Annotated in this window: 21 protein-coding genes; 18 read left to right on the top strand and 3 right to left on the bottom strand. The window is 32.6% G+C overall.

Going from position 1 to position 23,786, the window contains the following annotated elements; translation table 11 throughout:
• Positions 1-94: 94 nt before the first annotated feature.
• From ACVCXO_RS15155 to ACVCXO_RS15100, 12 genes are all read left to right on the top strand, one after another.
• Positions 95-1,099, top strand: a complete 1,005-nt coding sequence (locus tag ACVCXO_RS15155) for an AAA family ATPase (protein ID WP_452230436.1) — start codon at positions 95-97, stop codon at positions 1,097-1,099.
• A 70-nt stretch (positions 1,100-1,169) separates the two neighbouring features.
• Positions 1,170-2,033: a DUF58 domain-containing protein gene (locus ACVCXO_RS15150; protein WP_452230435.1), complete on the top strand. Its 864-nt coding sequence runs from the start codon at positions 1,170-1,172 to the stop codon at positions 2,031-2,033.
• 46 nt (positions 2,034-2,079) lie between these two features.
• The gene (locus ACVCXO_RS15145; RefSeq protein WP_452230434.1) at positions 2,080-3,792 is read left to right on the top strand and encodes a hypothetical protein; all 1,713 of its coding nucleotides are present in this window, start codon (positions 2,080-2,082) and stop codon (positions 3,790-3,792) included.
• A 3-nt stretch (positions 3,793-3,795) separates the two neighbouring features.
• The gene (locus ACVCXO_RS15140; protein WP_452230433.1) at positions 3,796-4,800 is read left to right on the top strand and encodes a vWA domain-containing protein; all 1,005 of its coding nucleotides are present in this window, start codon (positions 3,796-3,798) and stop codon (positions 4,798-4,800) included.
• Positions 4,801-4,939: 139 nt separating this feature from the next.
• On the top strand, positions 4,940-5,980 hold the full coding sequence (locus ACVCXO_RS15135) for a VWA domain-containing protein (RefSeq protein WP_452230432.1): 1,041 nt from the start codon (positions 4,940-4,942) through the stop codon (positions 5,978-5,980).
• A 107-nt stretch (positions 5,981-6,087) separates the two neighbouring features.
• On the top strand, positions 6,088-6,942 hold the full coding sequence (locus tag ACVCXO_RS15130) for a tetratricopeptide repeat protein (protein ID WP_452230431.1): 855 nt from the start codon (positions 6,088-6,090) through the stop codon (positions 6,940-6,942).
• A 103-nt stretch (positions 6,943-7,045) separates the two neighbouring features.
• Positions 7,046-8,818, top strand: a complete 1,773-nt coding sequence (locus tag ACVCXO_RS15125) for a BatD family protein (RefSeq protein ID WP_452230430.1) — start codon at positions 7,046-7,048, stop codon at positions 8,816-8,818.
• Between the two features lie 88 nt (positions 8,819-8,906).
• A complete protein-coding gene (locus tag ACVCXO_RS15120) occupies positions 8,907-9,665 on the top strand; it encodes a tetratricopeptide repeat protein (protein WP_452230429.1) in 759 nt (252 codons plus the stop codon).
• A 61-nt stretch (positions 9,666-9,726) separates the two neighbouring features.
• Positions 9,727-10,014, top strand: a complete 288-nt coding sequence (locus ACVCXO_RS15115; protein ID WP_452230428.1) for a hypothetical protein — start codon at positions 9,727-9,729, stop codon at positions 10,012-10,014.
• Between the two features lie 281 nt (positions 10,015-10,295).
• Positions 10,296-10,925: a carbonic anhydrase family protein gene (locus tag ACVCXO_RS15110; protein WP_452230427.1), complete on the top strand. Its 630-nt coding sequence runs from the start codon at positions 10,296-10,298 to the stop codon at positions 10,923-10,925.
• A gap of 154 nt (positions 10,926-11,079) precedes the next feature.
• Positions 11,080-12,945 (top strand): SulP family inorganic anion transporter, encoded by a 1,866-nt coding sequence (locus ACVCXO_RS15105; RefSeq protein ID WP_452230426.1) that lies wholly within the window; start codon positions 11,080-11,082, stop codon positions 12,943-12,945.
• Between the two features lie 11 nt (positions 12,946-12,956).
• Positions 12,957-13,583 (top strand): carbonic anhydrase, encoded by a 627-nt coding sequence (locus tag ACVCXO_RS15100; protein ID WP_452230425.1) that lies wholly within the window; start codon positions 12,957-12,959, stop codon positions 13,581-13,583.
• Between the two features lie 95 nt (positions 13,584-13,678).
• Here the strand turns inward: ACVCXO_RS15100 and ACVCXO_RS15095 are convergent, their stop codons facing one another.
• Both ACVCXO_RS15095 and ACVCXO_RS15090 read right to left on the bottom strand, forming a co-directional pair.
• Complete coding sequence (locus tag ACVCXO_RS15095) at positions 13,679-14,767, bottom strand: HmuY family protein (RefSeq protein WP_452230424.1); 1,089 nt, start codon at positions 14,765-14,767, stop codon at positions 13,679-13,681.
• A gap of 12 nt (positions 14,768-14,779) precedes the next feature.
• Positions 14,780-16,909, bottom strand: a complete 2,130-nt coding sequence (locus ACVCXO_RS15090; RefSeq protein ID WP_452230423.1) for a TonB-dependent receptor plug domain-containing protein — start codon at positions 16,907-16,909, stop codon at positions 14,780-14,782.
• A gap of 104 nt (positions 16,910-17,013) precedes the next feature.
• Between ACVCXO_RS15090 and ACVCXO_RS15085 the strand changes: the two genes are divergently transcribed.
• The 5 genes from ACVCXO_RS15085 (at position 17,014) to ACVCXO_RS15065 (ending at position 22,617) form a co-directional block, all read left to right on the top strand.
• Positions 17,014-17,922 (top strand): DUF6607 family protein, encoded by a 909-nt coding sequence (locus ACVCXO_RS15085; RefSeq protein ID WP_452230422.1) that lies wholly within the window; start codon positions 17,014-17,016, stop codon positions 17,920-17,922.
• Position 17,923: 1 nt separating this feature from the next.
• Positions 17,924-19,402 (top strand): ankyrin repeat domain-containing protein, encoded by a 1,479-nt coding sequence (locus ACVCXO_RS15080; protein WP_452230421.1) that lies wholly within the window; start codon positions 17,924-17,926, stop codon positions 19,400-19,402.
• Between the two features lie 100 nt (positions 19,403-19,502).
• A complete protein-coding gene (locus ACVCXO_RS15075; RefSeq protein ID WP_452230420.1) occupies positions 19,503-19,985 on the top strand; it encodes a DUF2271 domain-containing protein in 483 nt (160 codons plus the stop codon).
• A 70-nt stretch (positions 19,986-20,055) separates the two neighbouring features.
• Positions 20,056-22,245 (top strand): PepSY domain-containing protein, encoded by a 2,190-nt coding sequence (locus tag ACVCXO_RS15070; protein ID WP_452230419.1) that lies wholly within the window; start codon positions 20,056-20,058, stop codon positions 22,243-22,245.
• Between the two features lie 18 nt (positions 22,246-22,263).
• Positions 22,264-22,617 (top strand): DUF6686 family protein, encoded by a 354-nt coding sequence (locus ACVCXO_RS15065; RefSeq protein ID WP_452230418.1) that lies wholly within the window; start codon positions 22,264-22,266, stop codon positions 22,615-22,617.
• Between the two features lie 12 nt (positions 22,618-22,629).
• On the opposite strand, the gene ACVCXO_RS15060 is transcribed toward ACVCXO_RS15065, so the two are convergent.
• Positions 22,630-23,151 carry a CvpA family protein gene (locus ACVCXO_RS15060; RefSeq protein ID WP_452230417.1) on the bottom strand — a complete coding sequence of 174 codons (522 nt, stop codon included), beginning with the start codon at positions 23,149-23,151 and terminating at the stop codon, positions 22,630-22,632.
• Positions 23,152-23,297: 146 nt separating this feature from the next.
• Here ACVCXO_RS15060 and ACVCXO_RS15055 point away from each other — a divergent pair, with 146 nt between their 5' ends.
• Positions 23,298-23,654, top strand: a complete 357-nt coding sequence (locus ACVCXO_RS15055; protein ID WP_452230416.1) for a hypothetical protein — start codon at positions 23,298-23,300, stop codon at positions 23,652-23,654.
• The last annotated feature ends 132 nt before the right edge of the window (positions 23,655-23,786 follow it).

Genomic DNA, 23,786 nt, shown 5'->3' with positions numbered 1-23,786 from the left:
TTTAACCAATTATTAACAGCAACGCATTAAAAATTTTAACAAATTTACAGCTCCAAATTATGAATGATAAATTCAAGCCTTTAAAAATTAAAAAATGATGGAAGATACAAGTACAGTTGATATTAAGTCTATTAACGAGAAAATAGAGAAGGAGAGTGCTTTTGTGGATTTACTAACATTAGAAATGAATAAAGTAATTGTTGGTCAAAAAGATATGATCGAGCGTTTACTTATAGGATTATTAGGTCAAGGACATATCTTATTAGAAGGTGTTCCTGGTCTTGCAAAAACGTTAGCGATTAATACGCTATCTCAAGCGGTTTCTGGAAGTTTTAGTAGAATACAGTTTACACCAGATTTATTACCTGCGGATGTTACTGGAACTCTGATTTATAACATGAAGGAAAATGAATTCAAAATTAAGAAAGGTCCAATATTTGCAAATTTTGTATTAGCAGATGAGATTAACAGAGCTCCTGCAAAAGTGCAATCTGCTTTATTAGAGGCAATGCAAGAAAAACAAGTTACTATTGGTGATGAAACTTTTAAGTTAGACAAACCATTTTTAGTAATGGCAACGATGAATCCTGTGGAGCAAGAAGGGACGTATCCTTTACCAGAAGCGCAAGTGGATCGATTTATGCTAAAAACCGTTATTGATTATCCAAAGCAAGCAGAAGAACAATTAATTATGCGAGCGAATTTAAAAGGCGCATGGGAAAAAGTAAATCCTGTAGTTTCTGTAGCGCAAATACTTAGAGCGCAAGAAGCGGTTCGTGAAGTATATATGGATGAGAAAATTGAAAAATATATTCTAGATATTATCTTTGCAACACGTTATCCAGAAAAATATAAATTAGAAGATTTAAAACCATTAATCTCTTTTGGAGCTTCTCCTCGTGGGAGTATTAACCTGGCAACCGCTGCAAAATGTTATGCGTTTATTAAGCGAAGAGGTTATGTAATACCAGAAGATGTTCGTGCTGTTGTTTATGATGTATTGCGTCATAGAATTGGAATTACATACGAAGCGGAAGCAGAAAATATAACTTCAGAAGATATTATTAGCAAGATTGTTAATGAGATTGAAGTACCATAAAACAGCCTTTTGCTTTAAGCTTTTAGCGCATAGCTAATTGTGAACAGCCAAAAGCCAACAGCTTTAAAAAATGGACACAAAAGAACTTCTTAAAAAAGTACGAAAAATTGAGATTAAGACACGTCGTTTGTCTGATCATATTTTTGGAGGAGAATATCATTCTACCTTTAAGGGACGTGGTATGACTTTTTCTGAAGTAAGACAGTATCAATATGGAGATGATGTACGTAATATCGATTGGAATGTAACGGCAAGAACCAATTTGCCACATATTAAAGTTTTTGAAGAAGAACGTGAGCTTATTATGATGCTTATGGTCGATATTTCTGGATCTGAATTATTTGGAACCGAAGAGCAATTTAAAAATGAAGTAGTAACAGAAATTGCAGCAACTTTAGCATTTTCTGCAACACAGAATAATGATAAAATAGGATTGATTTTGTTTACCGACGAAGTGGAGCTTTATATTCCGCCTAAAAAAGGAAGATCCCATGTATTACGTATTATTCGTGAGTTAATTGAGTTTAAGCCAAAAAGCAAAGGTACCAATGTTGCCGAAGCTTTAAAGTTTATGCGAAACGTTATGAAAAAGAAAGCGATCGTTTTTGTGCTTTCCGATTTTATTGCTGACGATTATAAACAAACTTTAAAAATAGCAGCTGGAAAGCATGATGTAACCGGAATTAGAGTTTTTGATAAACGCGAAGCAGAAATGCCAAACATTGGTATGGTGCAAATGCAAGATGAAGAAACTGGTGAGTTGCTTTTAGTAAATACACAATCTAAAATGGTACGTAATAACTATGCTAAATTCTATAATGAAAAAGTAGCATATTATAAAGATAGTTTTGCAAAGTCTGGAGCAGGAACCATAGATTGTAGAGTAGATGAAAGCTATGTGAAAAAGCTTTTAGGTTATTTTAAAAGAAGATAATAATAAGAAAATTTCAGGTGGCGCATAGTCGAAACCTATTTTTAATATGAAAAGTAACGATTTAAGATTTAAGAATACCATTTCAAAAGCAGAAAAAAGTTTCCAACGAAACGTCCTTCTGTCTGCTGTCTTCGTGCTTCTATCCTTTTTTTCTTTTTCACAAGTAACTTCAGCTATAGATTCTACTTCTATAAAAATAGGAGAACAAATAACTTTTAGAGTGGAGGTGGAAACAGATACCACAAACCTAGTTGTTTTCCCTGAAGGACAAACATTTCTTCCTTTAGAAATGATACAGTCTTATGCCATAGATACTACAAAAGAAGACGCTAAATACAAGCTAATTAAAAAGTATGGATTAACACAATTTGATTCTGGGGCATATACAATTCCGAGACAGAAAATTGTAATTGGTACCAAAGTATTTCAGACAGATTCTTTACGTGTAGAAGTGAAAAACATTGTGGTAGATACTACCAAACAAGGTTTATATGATATTAAACCATTTATAGAAGTAGAGAAAAGCCCTAGTCAATGGTGGAAATATCTAGTATTAACTTTACTAATTTTATCTTTAGTTGGCTTCTTATTATATTGGTTTATTTGGAGAACAAAGCCACTAACAAAAGAAGAGAAAATTGCATTGCTTCCGCCTTATGATAGAGCGAAACTAGCCCTTCAAAATCTAGATGAAACAAACTATTTGCAAAATGCAGAATTAAAAGATTACTATTCTGAGTTAACGTTTATTATTAGAAAATATCTAGACGAAAAAGTATATGATCGTGCTTTAGAAAGTACTACAGACGAATTAATAACGCGATTAAATATACTTAAAGATGGTAATCAAATAGATATTACTAAAGACGATATTAGAAATATTGAAACTATTTTAAAGCGTGCAGATTTAGTGAAATTTGCAAAGTCTGCTCCAGATGTGGAGTTAGCAAAATTAGATAGAAATACTATTGATTTAGAAATAGATCAAGTAAAAGAAGCATTACCAGAACCAACCGAAGAAGAAAAATTACAAGACCAAAAATATCAAGAAATACAAGAACAAAAACAAAAACGTAGAAAAACGATAATAACAATAGCTATCGTTATTGGTTTGTGTATTGCGACCTTTGTAGGCTTTGGTTTAAAATACGGTTTTGGATATGTAAAAGATACTATTGTTGGTAATGAAAGTAAAGAATTGCTAGAAGGAAATTGGGTAACAAGTGATTATGGTTTTCCAGCAATTACTATTGCAACACCAGAGGTTTTAAAAAGAGAAAATCCGCCGATTCCTGAAGAGATAAAAGCAAAACTGCAGAGGACCGTTTTTGGTTTCGGTAATGTTTCAGAAGCCTTAAGTATTAAGCTTTCTACGTTAAAAATTAGTCAGCAAGAAGATCCAGCGAATCCAGAAGCTAAAACGGAAATTGATTTAAATGAAGTTTCCGAAAAGGCAATTCAGCAATTAGAAAAACAAGGCGTTACAAATATGCTTGTTAAAAAAGAAAAATTTGTAACCCCTAACAATGCAGAAGGATTAAAAACCTACGGAACAGCGAGTCTTCCTGTGGAAAATACAAGTAATTTTTATGATGGTGAATATATGCTTTTACATTTCACTGCAGAAAATGTAATACAAGAAATAGCTATTACCTATAGAAAAGGCGATGTCTATGCCAAAGAGATTGCAGAAAGAATTATTAATTCTGTAGAGCTTGTAAAAGAAGAAGTAGCAAAAAAAGAACAAGAAGAAAAGTAAACCATGTTGGAAGGAATAGAATTTTTAAATAAAGAATTTTTCTGGTTGTTTTTATTACTTCCATTAGCATTGCTATGGTATGTTTTTAAACACAAAAAGCAAACAGCAGAATTAAAAATATCCAGTTTAAAAGGTTTTAAAGTAACCAGTTCCTGGTTGCCAAAATTAAGACACTTACTTTTCGGATTACGTTTAGTAGCAATAGCAGCAATTATAACAGCGTTGGCTAGACCAAGAACCGTAGATGTTTCTACTAAAACCAAAACAACTCGAGGAATCGATATTGTGATGGCTATAGATGTTTCGGCAAGTATGTTGGCAAAAGATTTAAGACCTAATCGTTTAGAAGCTTTAAAAGAAGTGGCTTCCCAGTTTATTGCGGGAAGACCAAATGATAGAATCGGTTTGGTAGAATATGCAGGAGAAAGCTATACAAAAACGCCAATTACAAGTGATAAAGCTATTGTGTTGCGTTCATTAAACGAAATAAAATACAATACTATTATTGAAGGAGGAACCGCAATTGGAATGGGTTTAGCAACTTCTGTAAATCGTTTAAAAGATAGTAAAGCCAAGAGTAAAGTCATTATTTTACTAACCGATGGTGTAAATAATTCTGGTTTTATAGATCCTAAAATTGCAAGTGAATTAGCTGTAGAATATGGTATTAAAGTATATACTATTGGTTTAGGTACCAACGGAATGGCATTATCTCCATACCAAATAAACCCGAACGGCACTTTTCAATATGCAAGAGTACAAGTCGAAATTGACGAAGATTTATTGAAAGAAATTGCAGATGCAACTGGCGGAAAATATTTTAGAGCAACTAATAATAAGAAGCTTGCTGAGATTTATGACGAAATTAACAAGCTAGAAAAAACAGAAATAGAAGAATTTAAATTTTATAATTACGAAGAAAAATATCGATCCTTAGTATTATTAGCAGGATTATTTTTAGCAATAGAATTATTATTACGCTTCACTATTTTTAGAAGTTTTGTGTAATTACAATGAGATAATAAATGTCATGCTGAACTTGTTGAAGTATGGACATAAATAATAGGGTATTCGTGGTTAAGAAGTAAATAGCGCACGGAAATTTAATAAACAATTAAAAAGATTCCTGTTTTCAGAGGAAATAAATATGTATCAATTAGAAGAAAAAATATGGTTTTGGGTTTTAGTGATTATTCCAATAATAATCCTACTCTTTTTGATGCTTCAACTTTGGAAACATAAAGCACAAAAAAACTTTGCCAATAAAGCAATCTTAAAAAAATTAAGTCCGAACCAATCCCTTTTTAAAAGCATATTAAAAGTGATTATTTTGTGTTTAGTCTTTGCCAGTTTAGCAATAGCGTTGGTAAATCCAAAAGTGGGAACAAAACTAGAAACGGTAAAACGTCAAGGTGTAGATATTGTCTTTGCGGTAGATGTTTCTAAAAGTATGTTAGCAGAAGATATTGCGCCAAACAGACTAGATAAAACCAAACAATTAGTAACGCAAATTATAAATAACCTTGCAAGTGACCGCGTTGGTATTATTGCGTATGCAGCAAAAGCATTTCCGCAATTACCAATAACTACAGATTATGCAGCAGCTAAAATGTTTTTGCAAAATATGAATACAGATATGCTGTCTTCGCAAGGAACCGCAATAAATGGCGCGATAGAACTAGCAGAAACCTTTTTTGATAATGAAGAGCAAACCAATCGCGTACTAATTATTCTTTCGGATGGAGAAGATCATTTTGGGGAATCGGCAATTCGTGCAGCAGAAGAAGCAAACAAACACGGAATTAGAATTTTTACCATTGGCGTTGGCGATATTAAAGGAGGGCCAATACCAATAAAACGAAACGGAGTTGTTTTGAATTATAAAAAAGATAGACAAGGAGAAACCGTAATAACACGTTTAAACGAAGAGAATTTAAAAAGCATTGCGGCGGAAGCAAATGGCGTTTATATTAATGGTAAAAACACAAATGATGTAGTAACAACCATTCGAGACATTTTAAATAAAATGGATAAAACAGAATTTGAAGCCAAAGAGATTGCCGATTTTAAAGACCAATTTCAATGGTTTTTAGGATTAGCCTTATTATTGCTGTTTGTAGATATATTTTTATTAGAACGAAAAACAGCATGGTTGAAAAAACTAAACCTGTTTAACGAGAATTTTTAAACCGAGTAAACCTGCGAGGTTTTTAAAACCTTGTAGGTTTCTAATATAACTTTATAAAACCTTTAACTATAACCAAACCAAGAGTTTTATAATTTAGTAGAATTAAAATGAAACACATAGTAATAGTCATATTAGCCCTTTTTAGCCTTTCCTCTTTTGCACAAGACAAAGAAGAACAGGAATTACTTGCGCAAAAAAAAGCGAATGATTTGGTGTATGATGCCAATATTTTAGCCGATAATGAAGATTATGTTTCCGCAGAAATGGAATACAGAAAAGCTATTTCAGAACAGCCAAACTATCCAGTTGGTGCGTATAACTTAGGGAGTTCCTATTACAAAAAAGGAATCTTTGACGAAGCGTTATATCGTTTAAAGCAAACGGCAAAATACGCAACTACTAAAGATGAAAAGTACAGAGCATTCCATAATATTGGTAATGTTTTAATGGAAGACAAACAATGCAAAGAAGCAGCAGAAGCCTTTAAAAATGCATTACGAAACAATCCTACAGATAACGAAACTCGTTATAATTATGCTTTAGCAAAAGAATGTGCAGCCCAACAACAAGAACAGCAAGATCAGGAAGATAAACAGGACGAGAATAAAGAAGATCAAAAAGATCAGGAGCAGGATAAGGAAGACAAGAAAGATCAAGAAGATAAAAAGGATCAGGAAGACGAAAATAAAGACGAAGAGCCAAAAGACGACGGAGAAAAAGATAAAAAGGAAGGCGACGATAAAAAAGACGAAGAAGGCAATCCTAAAGATGAAAAAGAAGATCCAGGAAAAGAAGGAGAAGATCAGAAAAAAGAACAACCAAAACCACAGCCCGGACAATTATCGCCACAACAAGTGAAAAACTTGTTAGAAGCAATGAATGATCAAGAGCAAAAAGTACAAGATAAAATGAATGCTCAAAAAACAAAAGGAGCAAAAGTACAAACAGAAAAAGACTGGTAATAAGGTTAGAAGTCTAAACACTGAAACTTTAAAATTAGCATAAATTATATTAAGACAAATCCAAATCAGATGTCATGCTGAGCCTGTCGAAGCATTTTACAAAATGAAAACAATAAAACACATAACAATACTATTTATACTACTTGCAACAAGTATTGCTTCTGCTCAAGTTAAATTTGAAGCAAAAGTAAGTAAGAAGAAACTTGGTGTTAATGAGCGTTTGCGTATTGATTTTGAAATGAACGAAGATGGCGATAATTTCAATCCGCCAAGCTTTCAAGATTTTACTGTAGTAGCTGGTCCAAACCAATCGGTTAGTCATTCTTGGATGAATGGTAAAAAATCATTCAATAAAACCTATAGTTATTTTTTAGCACCAAAAAAACAAGGGAAGTTCACCATTAATCAGGCAACTATAGAAATTAAAGGAGAAATATTTAAAACTACTCCGATAACAGTTGTAATTTCTAATGCAGTAAGTAAGCCAAACGATCCTAACAATCCAGCAATAGATATCGAAGATAACATTCATCTAGTTGCAGAAGTATCTAAGACAAGTCCGTATTTAAACGAAGGAATAACGGTAGTCTACAAATTGTACGTTTCCCCAAATACCGGAGTTAGCAATTGGAGAGAAACCGATAGTCCAAGATACAATGACTTCTGGTCACAAAACATAGATATCAAAGGTCTTAAAATTTTAAAAGGAACCTACAAAGGTGAAGAGTATAGATATGTTGTTTTACGTAAAACTGTGCTTTACCCTCAAAAAACAGGAAAACTAGAAATAGAACCATTAAGCCTAGATATTACTGTAGATGTTCCTACTAATAGACGCAATATTTTTGGAGAGCGTTTAATGACGCAAGCGCATAAAACCATTTCGGCAGGAAGTAGAAACATTAACGTTAAACCGTTACCAGAAAATAATAAACCAGCAAATTTTACAGGAGCAGTTGGTGATTTTGATTTTAAGGTTGCAACGTCTAAAACCGCATTAAATGCGTCCGAATCTTTGCAAGCAACTGTAGCGGTTTCTGGTAATGGAAATTTAAAATTATTCGAATTACCGAAGCTAACCCTTCCTAGTTCTTTAGAAGTTTATGAGCCAGAGAATCAAGATAATGTAAGAACAAACATAAACGGCATGCAAGGGACACGCGGACAAAGTTATACTATTGTGCCGCAGTTTAAAGGTAAATATCCTTTGCCAAGTATTTCGTTTTCTTATTTTGATTTGAAAACAGAAAGCTATAAAACGCTTTCTTCAGGGGAATTAATTATAGATGTTTTAGAAGGTCCAACAAATAATGAAGCAACAAGTAATGGTGCAATAGCAAACGGAAACGATAAACAACCTATTTTGAGTAACGATCAATTTGCATTTATTAAAACCAATGCTAATTTAGTTAGCACAACAAAAAAGAATTTCTTTAAATCTACAGGATTTTGGACCGCCTTATTAGGACCGCTTTTAGCAATACCATTGGCAATTGTTTTTAGAAACAAACGTGAGGAACGTATGGCTGATGTTACAGGAAACAAAATTAGAAAAGCAGATAAACTAGCGAAAAAGTATTTAAGTGTAGCAAAACGTGCTTTAGGACAAAAAGAAGCCTTTTATGTAGCTCTTGAAAAGGCATTACATAATTATTTAAAAGCCAAGTTACAAATAGAAACTAGCGATTTTAGTAAAGATAAGATTACCGAAATATTAAACGAAAGAGAAGTAGAAAACACCACTGTTTTAGAATTTGTTAGCATCTTAAAAAATTGTGAATTGGCACGTTATACGCCAATTACGCAAGTCGAAATGCAACAAGATTATGAAAAAGCAGCTAGAACAATTTCTGAAATAGATAAGCAAATTAGATAAATATTGAAACTCCTTTCTTAGAATAATAAGGAGGTGGATTTAATCCGATGCATCGGAATACAGACGGAAGCGTTTAACAAAAACATAAATGAAACAATTAATTTACATATTATTCCTTTTACTATCCACATTAAGTGTAGCACAAAGTAACACGCTTTTTGAAGAAGGAAATACGTTGTATAATGAAGGGAAGTTTTCGGAAGCAATTACCAAATACGAAAGTATTTTAGATGCTAAAAAACATTCTGCTTCGTTGTATTTTAATCTAGGTAATGCCCATTATAAACTGAATAATATTGCACCAAGCATTTTCTATTTTGAAAAAGCTTTAGCCCTTTCGCCTAACGATAAAGAAATACAAAATAATATCGCTTTTGCAAGAAACATGACTGTAGATGCTATCGATGTTGTACCAGAAATTGGTGTATCTAAACTAATAAAAAACCTAACAAACGCTATGAGTTTTAATGCTTGGGCGTATGCTTCCGTTGCTGCTATGTTATTGTTTGTGTTGCTGTCTTTGTTGTATTACTTCAGCTATTCTACAAACAGAAAAAGACTAGCGTTTATTGGTAGTTCTAGCTTTTTAATTCTATCTTTTATCCTGTTGTTTTTTGCGTTTCATAAATTTGGTATCGATAAAAATAACAAACCTGCAATCGTATTTTCACAAGAAGCTTTAGTTAAAAGTGAACCTAATTTAAGAAGTGAAGAATCTTTTAGATTACATGAAGGGACAAAGGTTTTAATATTAGATACGGTAAATAATTGGAAGAAAATTAAACTTACAGATGGTAAAGTGGGTTGGATTTCTAATGATGATATCAAGGCATTAAATGAAATTTAATCTTTCCTTAACAAGTTAAAATTTTAAAAGATTATATTTGCAATTAATTTAATTAAAACGAATGTCTAAAAAAGGAGTGTCTATAATTTTTTCAGTGATCTTTTTACTGTTTATAGCTGCGCCAACTATTATTACAATAGTGGATGATACCTTAGACGTTTCTATTGTTTTCTCTATTTCAGAAGAAGAAAATCAAAACCATTTAAATGTAGAGGCTTTATTTTTAAATGAAAATACTAACGAGTTAGATTTCGCTTTGACTTCTGTTGATAATAACTTGTGTTATTTCTTTAAAAATTACGCAAAACCGCATTTAAACCTCATTTCTCCACCACCAGATTTTATTTAATTTTTTTTTCGTCCGACATTTACTGTCCTTGAAAAAATAGTAAAACTACTATGGATAAAACATTCCATAGTCTTAAAATTAATTTTAGAATGTTTAAAACATTAAAAAATGACTTGTGAGCAAGTATTGTTTTATTTTTTGTTTACATTCTATTAAGTACTAGCAAATCGAGTACTATTTTTTCAGAAATAATTTAATAGAGTCCATATATTTTATACCATTTTTTAAACGAAGAATAAAATTAGTTTAAAAAAATAATAAAAATTTTAAAAGTAATAATCATGAAAGCACATACAAAAGAGACACAAGCAACAATGACACCAGAAAAGTCATTACAATACTTAAAGGAAGGAAACCAAAGGTTTCAAAATAATTTGAAGGCTAACCGAAACCTTTTAGAACAAGTAAATGATACAAGTGATGGGCAATTTCCATTTGCTACTATTTTAAGCTGTATTGATTCTAGAGTTTCTGCGGAGTTGGTTTTTGACCAAGGATTAGGAGATATTTTTAGCGTTCGTGTAGCAGGTAATATTGTGAACGAAGACATTTTAGGGAGTATGGAATTTGCATGTAAATTGGCAGGTACAGAACTTATTGTAGTTTTAGGTCATACTAGTTGTGGTGCAGTAAAAGGAGCTTGTGATCATGCCGAAATGGGTAACCTGACCAAGTTAATTGAAAAAATTACACCAGCAGTTAATGCGGTTGCAGAGCCTAAAGACGAAAGCTTAAGGAGCTCTAAAAATTTAGATTTTGTAGATGAAGTATCCCACATGAATGTGCAATTAATGATCGATAGAATTCATGCAGAAAGCCCAATACTTACCGAAATGGAAAAAAACGGAGAGATTAAAATTATTGGAGCTATGTATAATGTGAATACAGGTGAAGTAGCATTTTACGAATAAAAATGGTTTGAAAAAGAAATACGTTTTCGTAATTTTTAGGAATTATTTTCCGTTAACCAAAAAATAAAGTAATACATATTATCTTTAAATATATAATTACATTTCTTAATTTTAAGGAATAGAAATACAAACAGTACAAGAAATAAACATAATAATGAAAAACTTTTTTTCAAATTTTAAAGGAGATGCCTTTGGAGGTATCACAGCAGGAATTGTAGCATTACCATTAGCATTAGCATTTGGAGTCTCATCAGGATTAGGACCTAGCGCAGGACTTTATGGTGCGATTTTTTTAAGTTTCTTTGCAGCCCTTTTTGGAGGTACTAATACTCAAATTTCTGGGCCAACTGCACCAATGACAGCAGTGAGTATGGTTGTTATTGCTGGGATAATAGCATTAAATGATGGCGATGTTTCTAAAGCTTTACCCGCAATTTTAACCGTATTTTTATTAGCTGGATTATTTCAGGTAGGATTGGGTGTTCTAGGTTTTGGGAAATACATAAAATACATTCCGTACCCTGTGGTTTCTGGATTTATGACAGCTATTGGTGTCATTATTTTAATTACTCAAGTTCTTCCAGCGCTAGGATACTATCCAAAAGAAGACATGGTTTTTGTAGAGCAATTTAAACCACAAGCAGAAGAGCTTATTCTTGAAAATATATTAAAAGAAGAAGCGGGAGAAGGTATTCTAGTTTTAGAAAATTTTAAAGAAACCATTGATAGAGGAAGTGAAATTACTGCAGAAGATATTTTAAAAGAATCAAAAACACTTGCTTCTAATGAAGCTTCAGGTGTTTTAGGTGCATTAAAATCATTACCAAAAGCGATTCAGCAAATTAATTGGTTAGAGCTTATTCTTGCGCTAGGAACTATATTTATTATTTACGGATTTAAACGTATTACCACCGCTATTCCAAGTACACTTGTAGCATTAGTGGTCATGTCAGGAATTGCTATTGGGTTTGGTATAGATTATAGACCTATTGAAGAAATTCCTACAGGATTACCAATTCCTAATTTAAGTATTTTCACCAATTTTAGTATAACTAGTGTAACGCCTTATATTTTTACGGCATTAACTTTAGCTTTATTAGGTGCCATAGATTCTTTGTTAACAAGTGTGGTTGCAGATAATATGACCAAAACAAAACACAAACCAAATAAAGAACTTATAGGACAAGGAATAGGAAATAGTATTGCCGCATTATTTGGTGGTTTACCTGGAGCTGGTGCAACGATTAGAACGGTTGTAAATATTAACTCTGGTGGTAAAACAAGACTTTCAGGAATGATTGCTGGTATTATGTTATTGTTTATCTTATTGGTTTTAGCGCCAATTGCATCGCAAATTCCTGCAGCTGTTTTAGCAGGTATTTTAGTAACGGTAGGTATTGGTGTTATGGATTATAAAGGCTTAAAAGCTATTCCTGCATTACCAAGAGATATGAAAATAGGACCTTTTAAAATGAGTTCTGAAGTTTTAATTATGGTTGTGGTATTATTACTTTCTACCTTTTGGAACTTAGTATATGCTGTTGGTGTTGGTTTAGTAATTGCATCTTTAATGTTTATGAAAAAAATAGGAGATCTTACTGCAGAGCGAAGTGATGTTAAAACACTAGCAAAAGAAAAAGCTTGGGCAGACGAAGCTAGTTTTCCAACAAAATTAAAAGAAGAAGTTTTTATTAAACATCTTAAAGGACCTTTATTTTTTGGTTCTACTAGTGAATTTCAAAGTTTGGCAGCACAAATTCCTACTACAGCTAAAACGGTTGTTATTCGTTTAGGCCGTATGCAGTATATGGATCAATCTGGTTTATATGCTATGGAAGACGTATTGCAAGAACTAAACAAAAATAATATAAATGTTCTCTTTGTTGGTTTGTTAAAACAGCCAAGATATATGATGGAGCGTATTGGTATTATCCCAGAATTAATAGCGAAAGAACACATTTTTACGACTTTTAATGATTGTGTACAATGGATTAAAACAAACGTGAAAGATCAAAATTAAATCGTAAAAGGATGAATCTAGATAATGTATTTGAAAATAATAAAGCATGGATAAAGTCTAAGTTAAATGAAGACGATGCGTATTTTGATAAATTAGGCGAAGGACAAAATCCGGAATTGTTATTTATTGGTTGTTCCGATAGTAGAGTTACCGCAGAAGAATTAATGGGATTAGGTCCTGGCGATGTTTTTGTACACCGTAACATTGCTAATATGGTTATTGGTACCGATTTAAACGCGATGTCTGTTGTAGAGTATGCTGTAGAACATTTAAAAGTGAATCATGTTGTGGTTTGCGGACATTATGGTTGTGGTGGTGTAAAAGCGGCTATGCAATCCGCAGATTTAGGTTTATTGAATCCGTGGTTACGTAACATTCGTGATGTATATCGTATTCACAACGAAGAGCTGAATGCCATTAACGAAGAAGAAAAAAAATACGAACGTTTAATTGAGTTAAATGTACAAGAACAATGTGTTAACCTTATTAAAACAGCTGCTATTCAAAAAGCAGTTCGTGGTAGAGGTTTAGTAGTACATGGTTGGGTTTTTGATATTCACACAGGAAAACTAATAGATTTAAAAATAGATTTTGAAAAAATTCTTAATGATATTCGAGAGATATATCATTTAGATTAGTTTTAAAACGAAAGCATAAGTAAATGCAAAAGCCACTTCAATCGAAGTGGCTTTTTTTATTTTTAATGTAACTAATTCTAAAAATAAAAGGATGCTTATTGTAGTAAACTGTAAACAAATTCTGGATGTCCACGTTCTCCAGCTGCATTAGTTAAAGCTAAAAACTGAAGTTTATACAAGTTACCATCGGTATCATTAACAATATAAAAAACATTGTCTTTTAAGGTTGGTAACGATCCTGGTCCGCCACCATATCTCCAACTGCTTCCAATAGCTCTTTGCTCATTATTATCAAAGTTGAAATCTACAACATCCGCTAGTGTGAAATCTTCATAGGTATAAGCATCAACCTCTGTATCTATACTATAGGCAGTTGCATTTGCTTTCGTGTTATTCGTTATAAAATCTGCATATCCATAAGCACCATATCCAGCAATTTCATTTGTGAAAACAGTGAAATTTAAATCCCAATCTGTTTTTATAGGTTCTACATTAACTTCCGATTCTGTGTCAAAACTAAAAAAGGTAAAGTTATAATCCGTATTTTTAGAAATGGTTACTTCCTGGTGCGTAGTAGCATCTAAATCGGCATATTGTAGAACGTAATCGCTACCATTTTGTAATACACTAATTTTTTTCCAGCCTCTAGCATCTCCTTTTACGGCTTCACTTCCTGTTGCAGGAGTTTCTGTTCCTACCGCATAACCTAAGTTTATTAAGTATACTTTATTGTCTGCATCTGTAGCCGAAATTGCAGCAATGGCGGTTCCGTTAATATTGCCTTCTGGAGAATCAATAAACCCAGCAGTTTCCTCTTGAAAAGTACCAACAGCGACTCTTGTTTGTAAATCTTGTACTTCTGCATCTGAAGAACGTACAGCATCAATATTCGCTTCGGTCAATTCGGCCACAGCCATATAAATAGAACCATTAATTGCAACTCTAAATTCAGAACCAGAATAAAATCCTAAATCCCAAGAATCACGTTGTATTAGAGTAGACGTATTTGTACTTAGGTCTATATAAACTTGGTTTTGCTCGTTTGGTCCTCCAACTTCTGGAGTAACTGCTGCTCCTTCTATTATAATTTGAATCGGTTCTGAAGAGCCATTGTCATCACTACTGCAGCTAGTAAAAGCCAAAACAGCAATGCTTAAAATAAGGGTAAAAAATTTGTTAGTCATAATGTCTAGTGTTTAAAAATTTAAATTATATAATAGTTTTAAGTAAAAAGATCTTCCATAACCTAATAAGAGATTATTGTTTCCTGCAGAATGCGTGCCTTCTGTATTCGAATTATTTACAGCAACATCTGTAACATCTAATAGGTTTCTTGTTCCTAAAGTGGTTTGGAATTTAGAATTGAAAAAGGATTTTTTTATGGATGCATCTAACAAACCATATCCTTCTGTTGTTGCTTTTGTATACATAGAATTACCATCTGCATCTGTAGAAGTGGCAAAGTAATTTTGTTGTTCGCCGTTATATTTTAACAGAACGGTTAGAGCAGTATTCCATTTTGGAATAGCGTAAGTAGCACTGGTGTTTAATTGTAATGCGTATAGAAAATCATTTTTCGCATTTGCTTCCGTATTAATAACCCTCGAAACACCTTGTAATGTGGCTCCTAAATTAAAGGTCCAATTGTCTGTTTTAATGGTGTTTTCTGAAGTGATTCCCCAAAGTTTATACGCATCAATATTGATATACTTGTATTGTAAAGGCGCTGTATTTACTACAGCTAATTCAATTTTATCGGCTAAATGTATATAGCTAACTTTTATTGCATTTAATAGGGAAACATCATGAAACCAGCTTCTTTTTTTCAGATTTAAAAAAGCGGAGTAGCCATTTTCTGGAGCTAATTTTTCGTTTCCTTGTACATCGTGATTAGAATCTACAAAATAGTAATACAGCTCTTCAAAACTTGGTGTTCTGTAAGAGCTTCCAATATTTCCTCTAAGCTCAAAACCATGCGACATTAGATAGCGAGCACTAAACGAACCTAGTACTTTTGCATTAAATTTAGAATTGTATTCATAACGCAATCCAGGTCTTACGGAAAAGGCATCTGAAAATTTGTATTCTGCAGAACCATACGCGGCAAGACTATATATAGATTGCGTTTTATCACGTTCAAATTGAAAACCACTGGCTTGCGTATCAAAACCTTCAATATATCTGGTGTCATAACCAAGTTGAAAGTTGAAATTATCGCGTTTAATTAAATTATTAACAGAACCATTAGAGAAAAACACCTTGTTAGATTGGTACGTTTCATCGGTTTCGTCGGTTTTATCTTCGCTTAAAATATAATAGTTGAAAGTGTTTAAATCTCTTTTTTGTTGCTGATAAGAAATGGATGCTTTATAGTTTATTCCACTATTAAATTTCCCGGAAAGATTTACGTTATTGACAAAGCGATTGGTTGTATACACTTTATCTGTTGCAGAAGGATTACTGGTTTGTGAATCCACATCTATATTTGCTCTCACGGAAGCATCGTAGAAATTTAAGCCTTCATTAAAATATTCAAAACGATAATTAATTTGAAGTTTTTCAGACTTGTAGTTTAATAAAGCATTCGTGCTTATTTGTGTTTTTGGAAGCCATTCATAACCACGTAAACCATCATTTTGGTAATAATCCAGGCCTTGTTTATCGTTAAAAAAACCAGCAAATTGATTGCGATTAAAACCAATTCTAGTAAATAATTTTTCGTTTATATTATGTCCAACACTTATAGATTGAATATGTCGACCTTCATCAAACCAAGCATATTCATCACTAACCGTTTCTTCTTGTATAGAAGCTCGAATTTGCCAATCGGTTTCTATCGATTTTTTAGTAATTATATTAATAACACCAGATACTGCATTGGCACCATATTCTACTCCCATTGCGCCTTCCACAATTTCTATGCGCTCTACATCATCTAGGTTTATTTGGGTTAAATCGGTGTTGTTTCCTAGGCCATTTTCACTAACTAAAGGAATGTTATCTATTAAAATATTAAAGTATTGCTCGTCTAAACCAAAGAAGGAAATATTAGACTTTCCAGTTTGTGAGTTTGCTGTAATAGTAAGATTTAAATTAAAATTAAGTAGATCTGCTAAGTTATTTGCAGCTTGGTTTTCTATCTGCTCTCTTTTAATCACAATCACATTGTGAACCGATTTTTTTATAGACTGCGGATTATATTGTCCTGTAACCACAACCTCTTCAAGTTGTTCCGCTTTTGTAGAATCTATTGCTACTTGTGCGAAAGAGGAACCACTTAAAAAAAGTAAAAAATAAAGTGTAATATAATTTTTATTTAGACTCATTCTATTTTATATTTGCTGCAAATATAGAATCTTATTTTAATTCAATCTAAATAAGGATAAGTAATTTTAATTTTTTTTAAATACCAAAACCAAACGCTTTAAAAATGAAACAATTAGTTGTATTAGTAGTCTTAATTTTTGCAATTCCGTTCTCAGCAAATGCACAAAACAAGAAAAAACAAGATCAAAAATCCATAAAAGATATGTGTGGTTGCTATGAAGTGAGTTTTAATTTTGCAGAAACTTTTCAGTATTCAGAAGACGCTACATATGTACCTTCTAAAACAAAACATGATAAAGGTTTAGAATGGGTGCAATTGGTAGAAGAGGATAAAGACAAAATAGCGATGCAACATTTATTAATTGTTGGTTCTAAAGAGCAACCATATATAGTAAAGCATTGGAGACAAGATTGGGAATTTGAAAACACCAGTTTATACGAGTTTGATCACGATAATAAATGGACGTTTGTCAGTCTTCCAAAAGACGAAGTAAAAGGACAATGGACACAAAAAGTATTTCAAGTAGATGATAGTCCGCGTTACGAAGGTACTGCAACTTGGGTACATGTAGATGGAAAAAGTTATTGGGAAAGCACAACAGCAGCGCCTTTGCCAAGACGTGAGTATACCAAGCGTAGCGATTACAATGTAACGGTTAGAACCAATAGACATGAAATTGTAAAAAATGGCTGGATTCACGATCAAGATAACAACAAAGTTATTCGGGAAGACGCTAAAGAAGATGTGGTTTTAGCCCAAGAAAAAGGACACAATACGTATGTAAAAGTAGCAGATAGTAAATGTATAGCAGCACAAGAATACTGGGCAAAAGAAAAAGATAAATGGGCCTTAGTTCGAGCAAAATGGGACGCTGTTTTTGCAAGAAATAAAGATTTAGTATTAAAAGAAAAAGTAGATAATAAAGTATTGTTTAAGTATTTATTTGATGAAGAAAAATACCAAACAGCAGAAGAAATTAATCCATTAATTGAATCCTTTGTAAAAGAATAATATGAAATATTTAAAAAACATAATAACCGTTGTCACACTATTTCTAAGCACGCTAGGTTTTGCGCAGGAAAATATATTTTTAAATCGTGATTTTTGGAAATCAAACCCAACTATTGAAACTGTAGAAGCTAAAATTAAAGATGGAAATAATATAGCCGAAGCAAATAAAAGCAATTTTGATGCTGTTGTTTACGCTATTTTGCAAGATGCACCAACCGAAACGATTAAACACATTCAGGCGAAAAAAGGAAATGATGCTAATAAATTAACACACGATGGAAGAACTTATATTTTCTGGGCTGCCTATAAAGGTAATATCGAAATAATGGAATATCTGCTTAGCAAAGGTGCTAAAACAGATATCACAGACGATAAAGGGAATACCATCTTAAATTTTGCAGCTGGATCCGGACAACCAAATACAAAGGTGTATGATCTTTGTATCGCTAATGGCGCAAGCGTAGAAAAGGATCTAACGCCAAAAGGTGCCAATGCTTTATTACTAGCTGCACCTTATGATAAAGACTTTACATTAATCAACTATTTCACTTCTAAAGGAGCTGCTTTAAATAGCGTGGATGCCGAAGGGAATGGTATATTTAATTATGTTGCAAAAACAGGAAATGTGGACCTATTAAATCAATTACTTGAAAAAGGTGTTAAAGGAAACGATAACGCTTTTGTGTTCGCAGCTGCTGGTACTAGAGGAAATACAAATACCTTCGATTTTTACAAATACTTAGAAAGTGTTGGTTTAAATCCGGAAAAAGCTTCCATTAAAAACGAAACACCTTTACATATTTTAGCCGCAAGAAGTAAAGATCTAGAATTGATTACCTATTTCATGGAAAAAGGCAATGTAAATGCAATCGATGCAAACGGAAACACAGCTTTTTTAAACGCAGCAAATAGAAATAATCTAGAAGCAATTACTCTATTGTTTAAACAGGTTAAAGACATAAACCAAGTAAATAAAAAAGGAGAATCGGCTTTAGCTTTGGCTGTTGCAAATAATTCACCAGAAGTGGTAAGCTTTCTTATTCACAACAAAGCAAATGTTGGGATTTTAGATGCGAATAAAAACAATCTAACGCCGTATGTAATAGAATCCTTTTCGACTGAAAAATTAGATGTTTTTGAGCAAAAGTTGGCTGTTTTAACTAAAAACGGACTAGATTTTACGAAAACACAAGAAAATGGAAATACTTTATATCATTTAGCATTAGCAAAAAATGATATCTATGTTTTAAAGTTTATTGAACAATTTAAAATAGATGTGAATGCGAAGAATAACGAAGGGAATACAGCCTTACATCTTGCAGCTTTACAAGCAAAAGATACAGAGATCTTAAAGTATTTATTATCTATTGGAGCAAAAAAAGATGCAACTACAGATTTTGAGGAAACTCCTTTTGATTTAGCATCCGAAAACGAAATTTTAAAAGCACAGAAAATCAACTTAGATTTTTTAAAACTATAGATAATTTAAGAGTTTGTCATCAGGAATTGTCACACTGAGCGCAGTCGAAGTGTCTTTTCAGGATCTCATAAAAATATAATCTCATAAAATATAATTACAGATGAAACTTAAATCCATATTAACGATTTGTTTTTTAGCGATAACGATGCTATCCTTTACAACAAAAACAGCAGCTACTTCTTATAAATGTATGATTCAAATGATTAATTACACTGGGGAAAATGCATATGTAGTTATTTCCCTTATCAACCCAGAAGGTGCATACGAAAAAACCTTATACGTGCAAGGAGATGATGATGAGTGGTATCACGATATCTCCGAATGGTGGAATTTCTACGGAAAGAAACGATCCAATATTGATGCCGTTACTGGAGCAACCATTGCTGGAGGCGCAAGAACGATTAGCGTTTTAGAAATTGAAGATTCTAAAATAGATACAGGTTATAGTATTCGTTTTGAAACTGCTGTGGAAGATCAAGAATATTACACGAAAGATGTAGAATTTGAATTAACATCTGAAACAGTGAAAAGTAAAAAAGAAGGCACAGGATTTATTCGTTATGTGCGCATGATACCAAACTAAAATAGAAGATATTAAAACAGCATTTAATGGCACTTCGAGCGCAGTCGAGAAGTCTTAACAAGAAAATAGTATGACCATTTCCATTTGGAGATACAGCCACCTTACACTAGCTGTATCTTCTTTTGTTTTTATTTTTTTAGCATCTGTAACTGGAATTATTTTGGCATTCCAACCAATTTCAGAACAGCTAGAACCGTATAAAGTTTCTAATTTTGAAAGCATAACGGTTGCCGAAACGATTACTAATTTAAAGGAGAAATATCCAGAAGTTATCGATGTGCAAGTAGATGCAAACCATTTTGTTTTAGCTTCTGTGATTACTAGCGATGGCGAAAGTTTAAATGGGTATATAAACCCCAAAATAGGCGCTTTTATTGGAGATAAAATAGAAGTATCCAAATTTTTTAAATGGGTTACTAATTTTCATAGATCTCTATTTTTAAAAGGTATCGGACGCTTTTTTGTGGGATTGTGCTCCTTTTTATTATTGTTAATTGCAGTTTCAGGAACCGTTTTAATACTCAAAAGACAAGGTGGTTTTAAAAAGTTTTTCTCCAAAATAGTGAACGAAAACTTTAGCCAATATTGGCATGTAGTTTTAGGAAGACTATCGTTAATTCCTATTATCATTATAACCATTACAGGTGTTTATTTATCAGCGGAAAAGTTCGATTTACTTCCTAAGAGTAGCATTAATCATCAAATAGATTTTGAATCTCTTTCGGAAATACCAAAACAAAGTCTTTCAGATTTTCCTGTTTTCAAGAACACAAAGCTTTCCGAGGTAAAAACTATTGAATTCCCTTTTTCGGAAGATGTAGAAGATTATTTTACGCTTTCCCTTAAAGATAAAGAAGTTGTTGTAAACCAATTCACAGGCGAAATTTTAAGCGAAATTAAAACACCTTTAGTTAGCGTGTTTTCTAATTTAAGTCTGAATCTACACACCGGAAAAGGCAGTATTTTATGGTCTCTTATTTTAGCCATTGCTACCTTAAATATTCTATTCTTTATCTATTCGGGCTTCGCAATGACTTTAAAACGAAGAAAATCGAAACTAAAAAATAAGTACAAAAAAGACGCAAGTAAATATGTGATTTTAGTAGGTTCAGAAAACGGGAATACCTTGCCATTTGCCAACCAATTACAACAACAATTAATAAAAGCCGGCGAAAGCATTTACATTACAGAGCTTAATAATTACGATACATACAGTAAAGCAGCACATATTATTGTTATGACTTCTACTTATGGCGAAGGCGAAGCACCAACCAATGCCAATGTGTTTTTAGAACGATTAAAAACGGTAAAGCAAAAACAAGATATTAGTTATTCGGTGGTAGGTTTTGGGTCTTTAGCGTATCCTGATTTTTGCCAATTTGCTTACGATGTAGATGCAGCGATGCAGCTTCCGTTTCAACAAGAATTCCCTGTTTTTACCATCAACGATAAATCCATAGCTTCCTTTGAGGAATGGATAAACTTATGGAACAAAAACAGAAAGCTTTCAATGCATATTTCCAAAGAAAAACTCGCGGCAAAACCAAAACCAAACAACACACTTACGGTCGTAACAAAAGCAGAAGCAGAAGACCATAACGATACTACTTTTCTAATCACATTAAAGTCGAATTCTACAAAATTTAAGTCCGGCGATTTGTTGGCTATTTATCCTAAAAATGATTACAGAGAACGTTTGTATTCTATTGGAAAAGTCAACGGAAACATACAGTTAAGTGTGAAATTGCATGAAAACGGATTAGGCTCAGGGTTTTTAAATAGCCTAAACCAAGGGGATATTTTTAAAGCACGAGTCGTAAAAAATGCAGCATTTCATTTTCCTAAAAAGGCATCCAGAGTAATTTTAATTGCAAACGGAACAGGAATCGCTCCTTTTCTAGGGATGCTTGACGAAAACACCAAAAATTTAGAAACCCATTTGTATTATGGTGTGCGACGAAAGGAGTCGTTACAAATTTACAATCAAGCATTAAAAGAAAATAGAAATAAGAAACAATTAGCCAAACTAAACGTTGCGTTTTCAAAAGATGGACCTAAAACCTATGTGCAAGATCTATTAAAATTAGATGCTTTTTCGATAGCAGAAGCTTTAAAAAATAAAGGTGTGCTTATGATTTGCGGTTCCTTGGCGATGCAAAACGATGTATTAAAAGTTTTAAATACAATTACGCTAGAAAACTTAAACCTTCCGTTAAGCACATTTATAGAAAAAAATCAGATAAAAACAGATTGTTACTAATCCCTAAAAGATAAGTCTATGTGTACGAATATTAAAACAATTTCTAAAGTTAGTAGTGGCGAATTATCTATTTGTACACATTGTAATATATATCATTTAGAATTTAATAATATCTATTTTGAGTTTACCGAAGTACAATACAAACAGTTTAAAAGGTATCTTTTAGCATTAGAACCAGAATATTGGGAGAACAAATATGTAGACGCCAAAGTAAAGCGGAAAATTCCAATACCTTCTTTACAATCTAATCTTGTTTTAATGTTTAATAGACAAGAAGTCGCAGAATTAAAAGCCCTTTTCTGTAATAAAAAACACGTCTTTGATAAGTATCTAAATGTAGATGATATTGACTACACGCTAATTTTAAATTAGAATAAAATATATTTAAACTTCTTCCGTATCAGGTGTTTCGTCTTCCGTTTCTTCGGCTTTAATAATACTAGGGAATAATATTGGTGCAATGGATTTTACAGGTTCGTATAAAACAGAATCCTTTAAATCTTCTTCACCTACAAAAGGTATCGTGTTATTCATTGTGCTAAAAACGACAAGAATGATACTAAGTATTAAACCAATTTTTAAAGCACCAAAAACACCACCTAATAACTTATTTATAATACCTAAAGCTGCAAAATCTGCCAGTTTAGTTAGTGCTTTTCCTGCCAGAGATATCACCAAAATGATAACTATAAAAGTGATAGCAAAAGCGACAATATTAATATATTTTTCTTCCCAACTAAATTTACCTTCTAAAAATGTTGCAGCAAAATGACTAAAATGTATAGCGCCATAAACACCGGCAACCAAGGCAGCAAGTGAGGCAACTTCTACAAAAAGCCCTTTCATAAATCCTCTTACCAAACCAAAAAGAAGTAATGCTCCTAAAATAATATCTAAAACGCTCATAAAATTAGAATTTTGTCAAATATAGAAAAAACAAATCTTCTCTCCTTTTTTTAATTAGAGATGTCTCGAAGTCACAGCGAGGTTTAGTAACTTTGTAACTTATTATAGTAACTAAAATAAGATTTCCACTTTCGTGGATTATATATATGGCAAGAGATAAAGAACTAAAAGAACGCTGGGATTTGGTAGTCGTAAAACTATCTGATCAATTCGCAGATGGAGATAAACTAGATTTAGATGCCATCATCTATTTAATCGGTTTGCAAGAACTTGGACAATTAAATAGAACCTTTAAAAAGGACCAAAAACTAGACCTTATGCACATTGCAATTTGCAAAGTACTTACGCCTTATGGCTATTATGAGTTAGATTTTGTAGATGATGAAGGTTGGCCACATTACACGACAAAAGCAGAATTACCGCACTTAAAAGCAGGAGAACAAAGCGTTTTAATGAAAGAAGCGATTGTAAACTACTTTATGGAAACGCAATATATAGACTAAAAACGCGTACTTTCGAGGGACTGCTTTTTTGCGGGATAGTATGAAGAAGTTGGGCGTTACCGCAAGGGTCGCGCTTTCCGCAGTCGCTATCCAAGATGAGCTCCAACAATGCTCCAATCACTAACGCATTAA

The organism is Lacinutrix sp. MEBiC02404 (assembly GCF_053601575.1).
The sequence above is the reverse complement of the archived record's forward strand: the minus strand, read 5'-3'. Positions and strand labels throughout refer to the sequence as shown.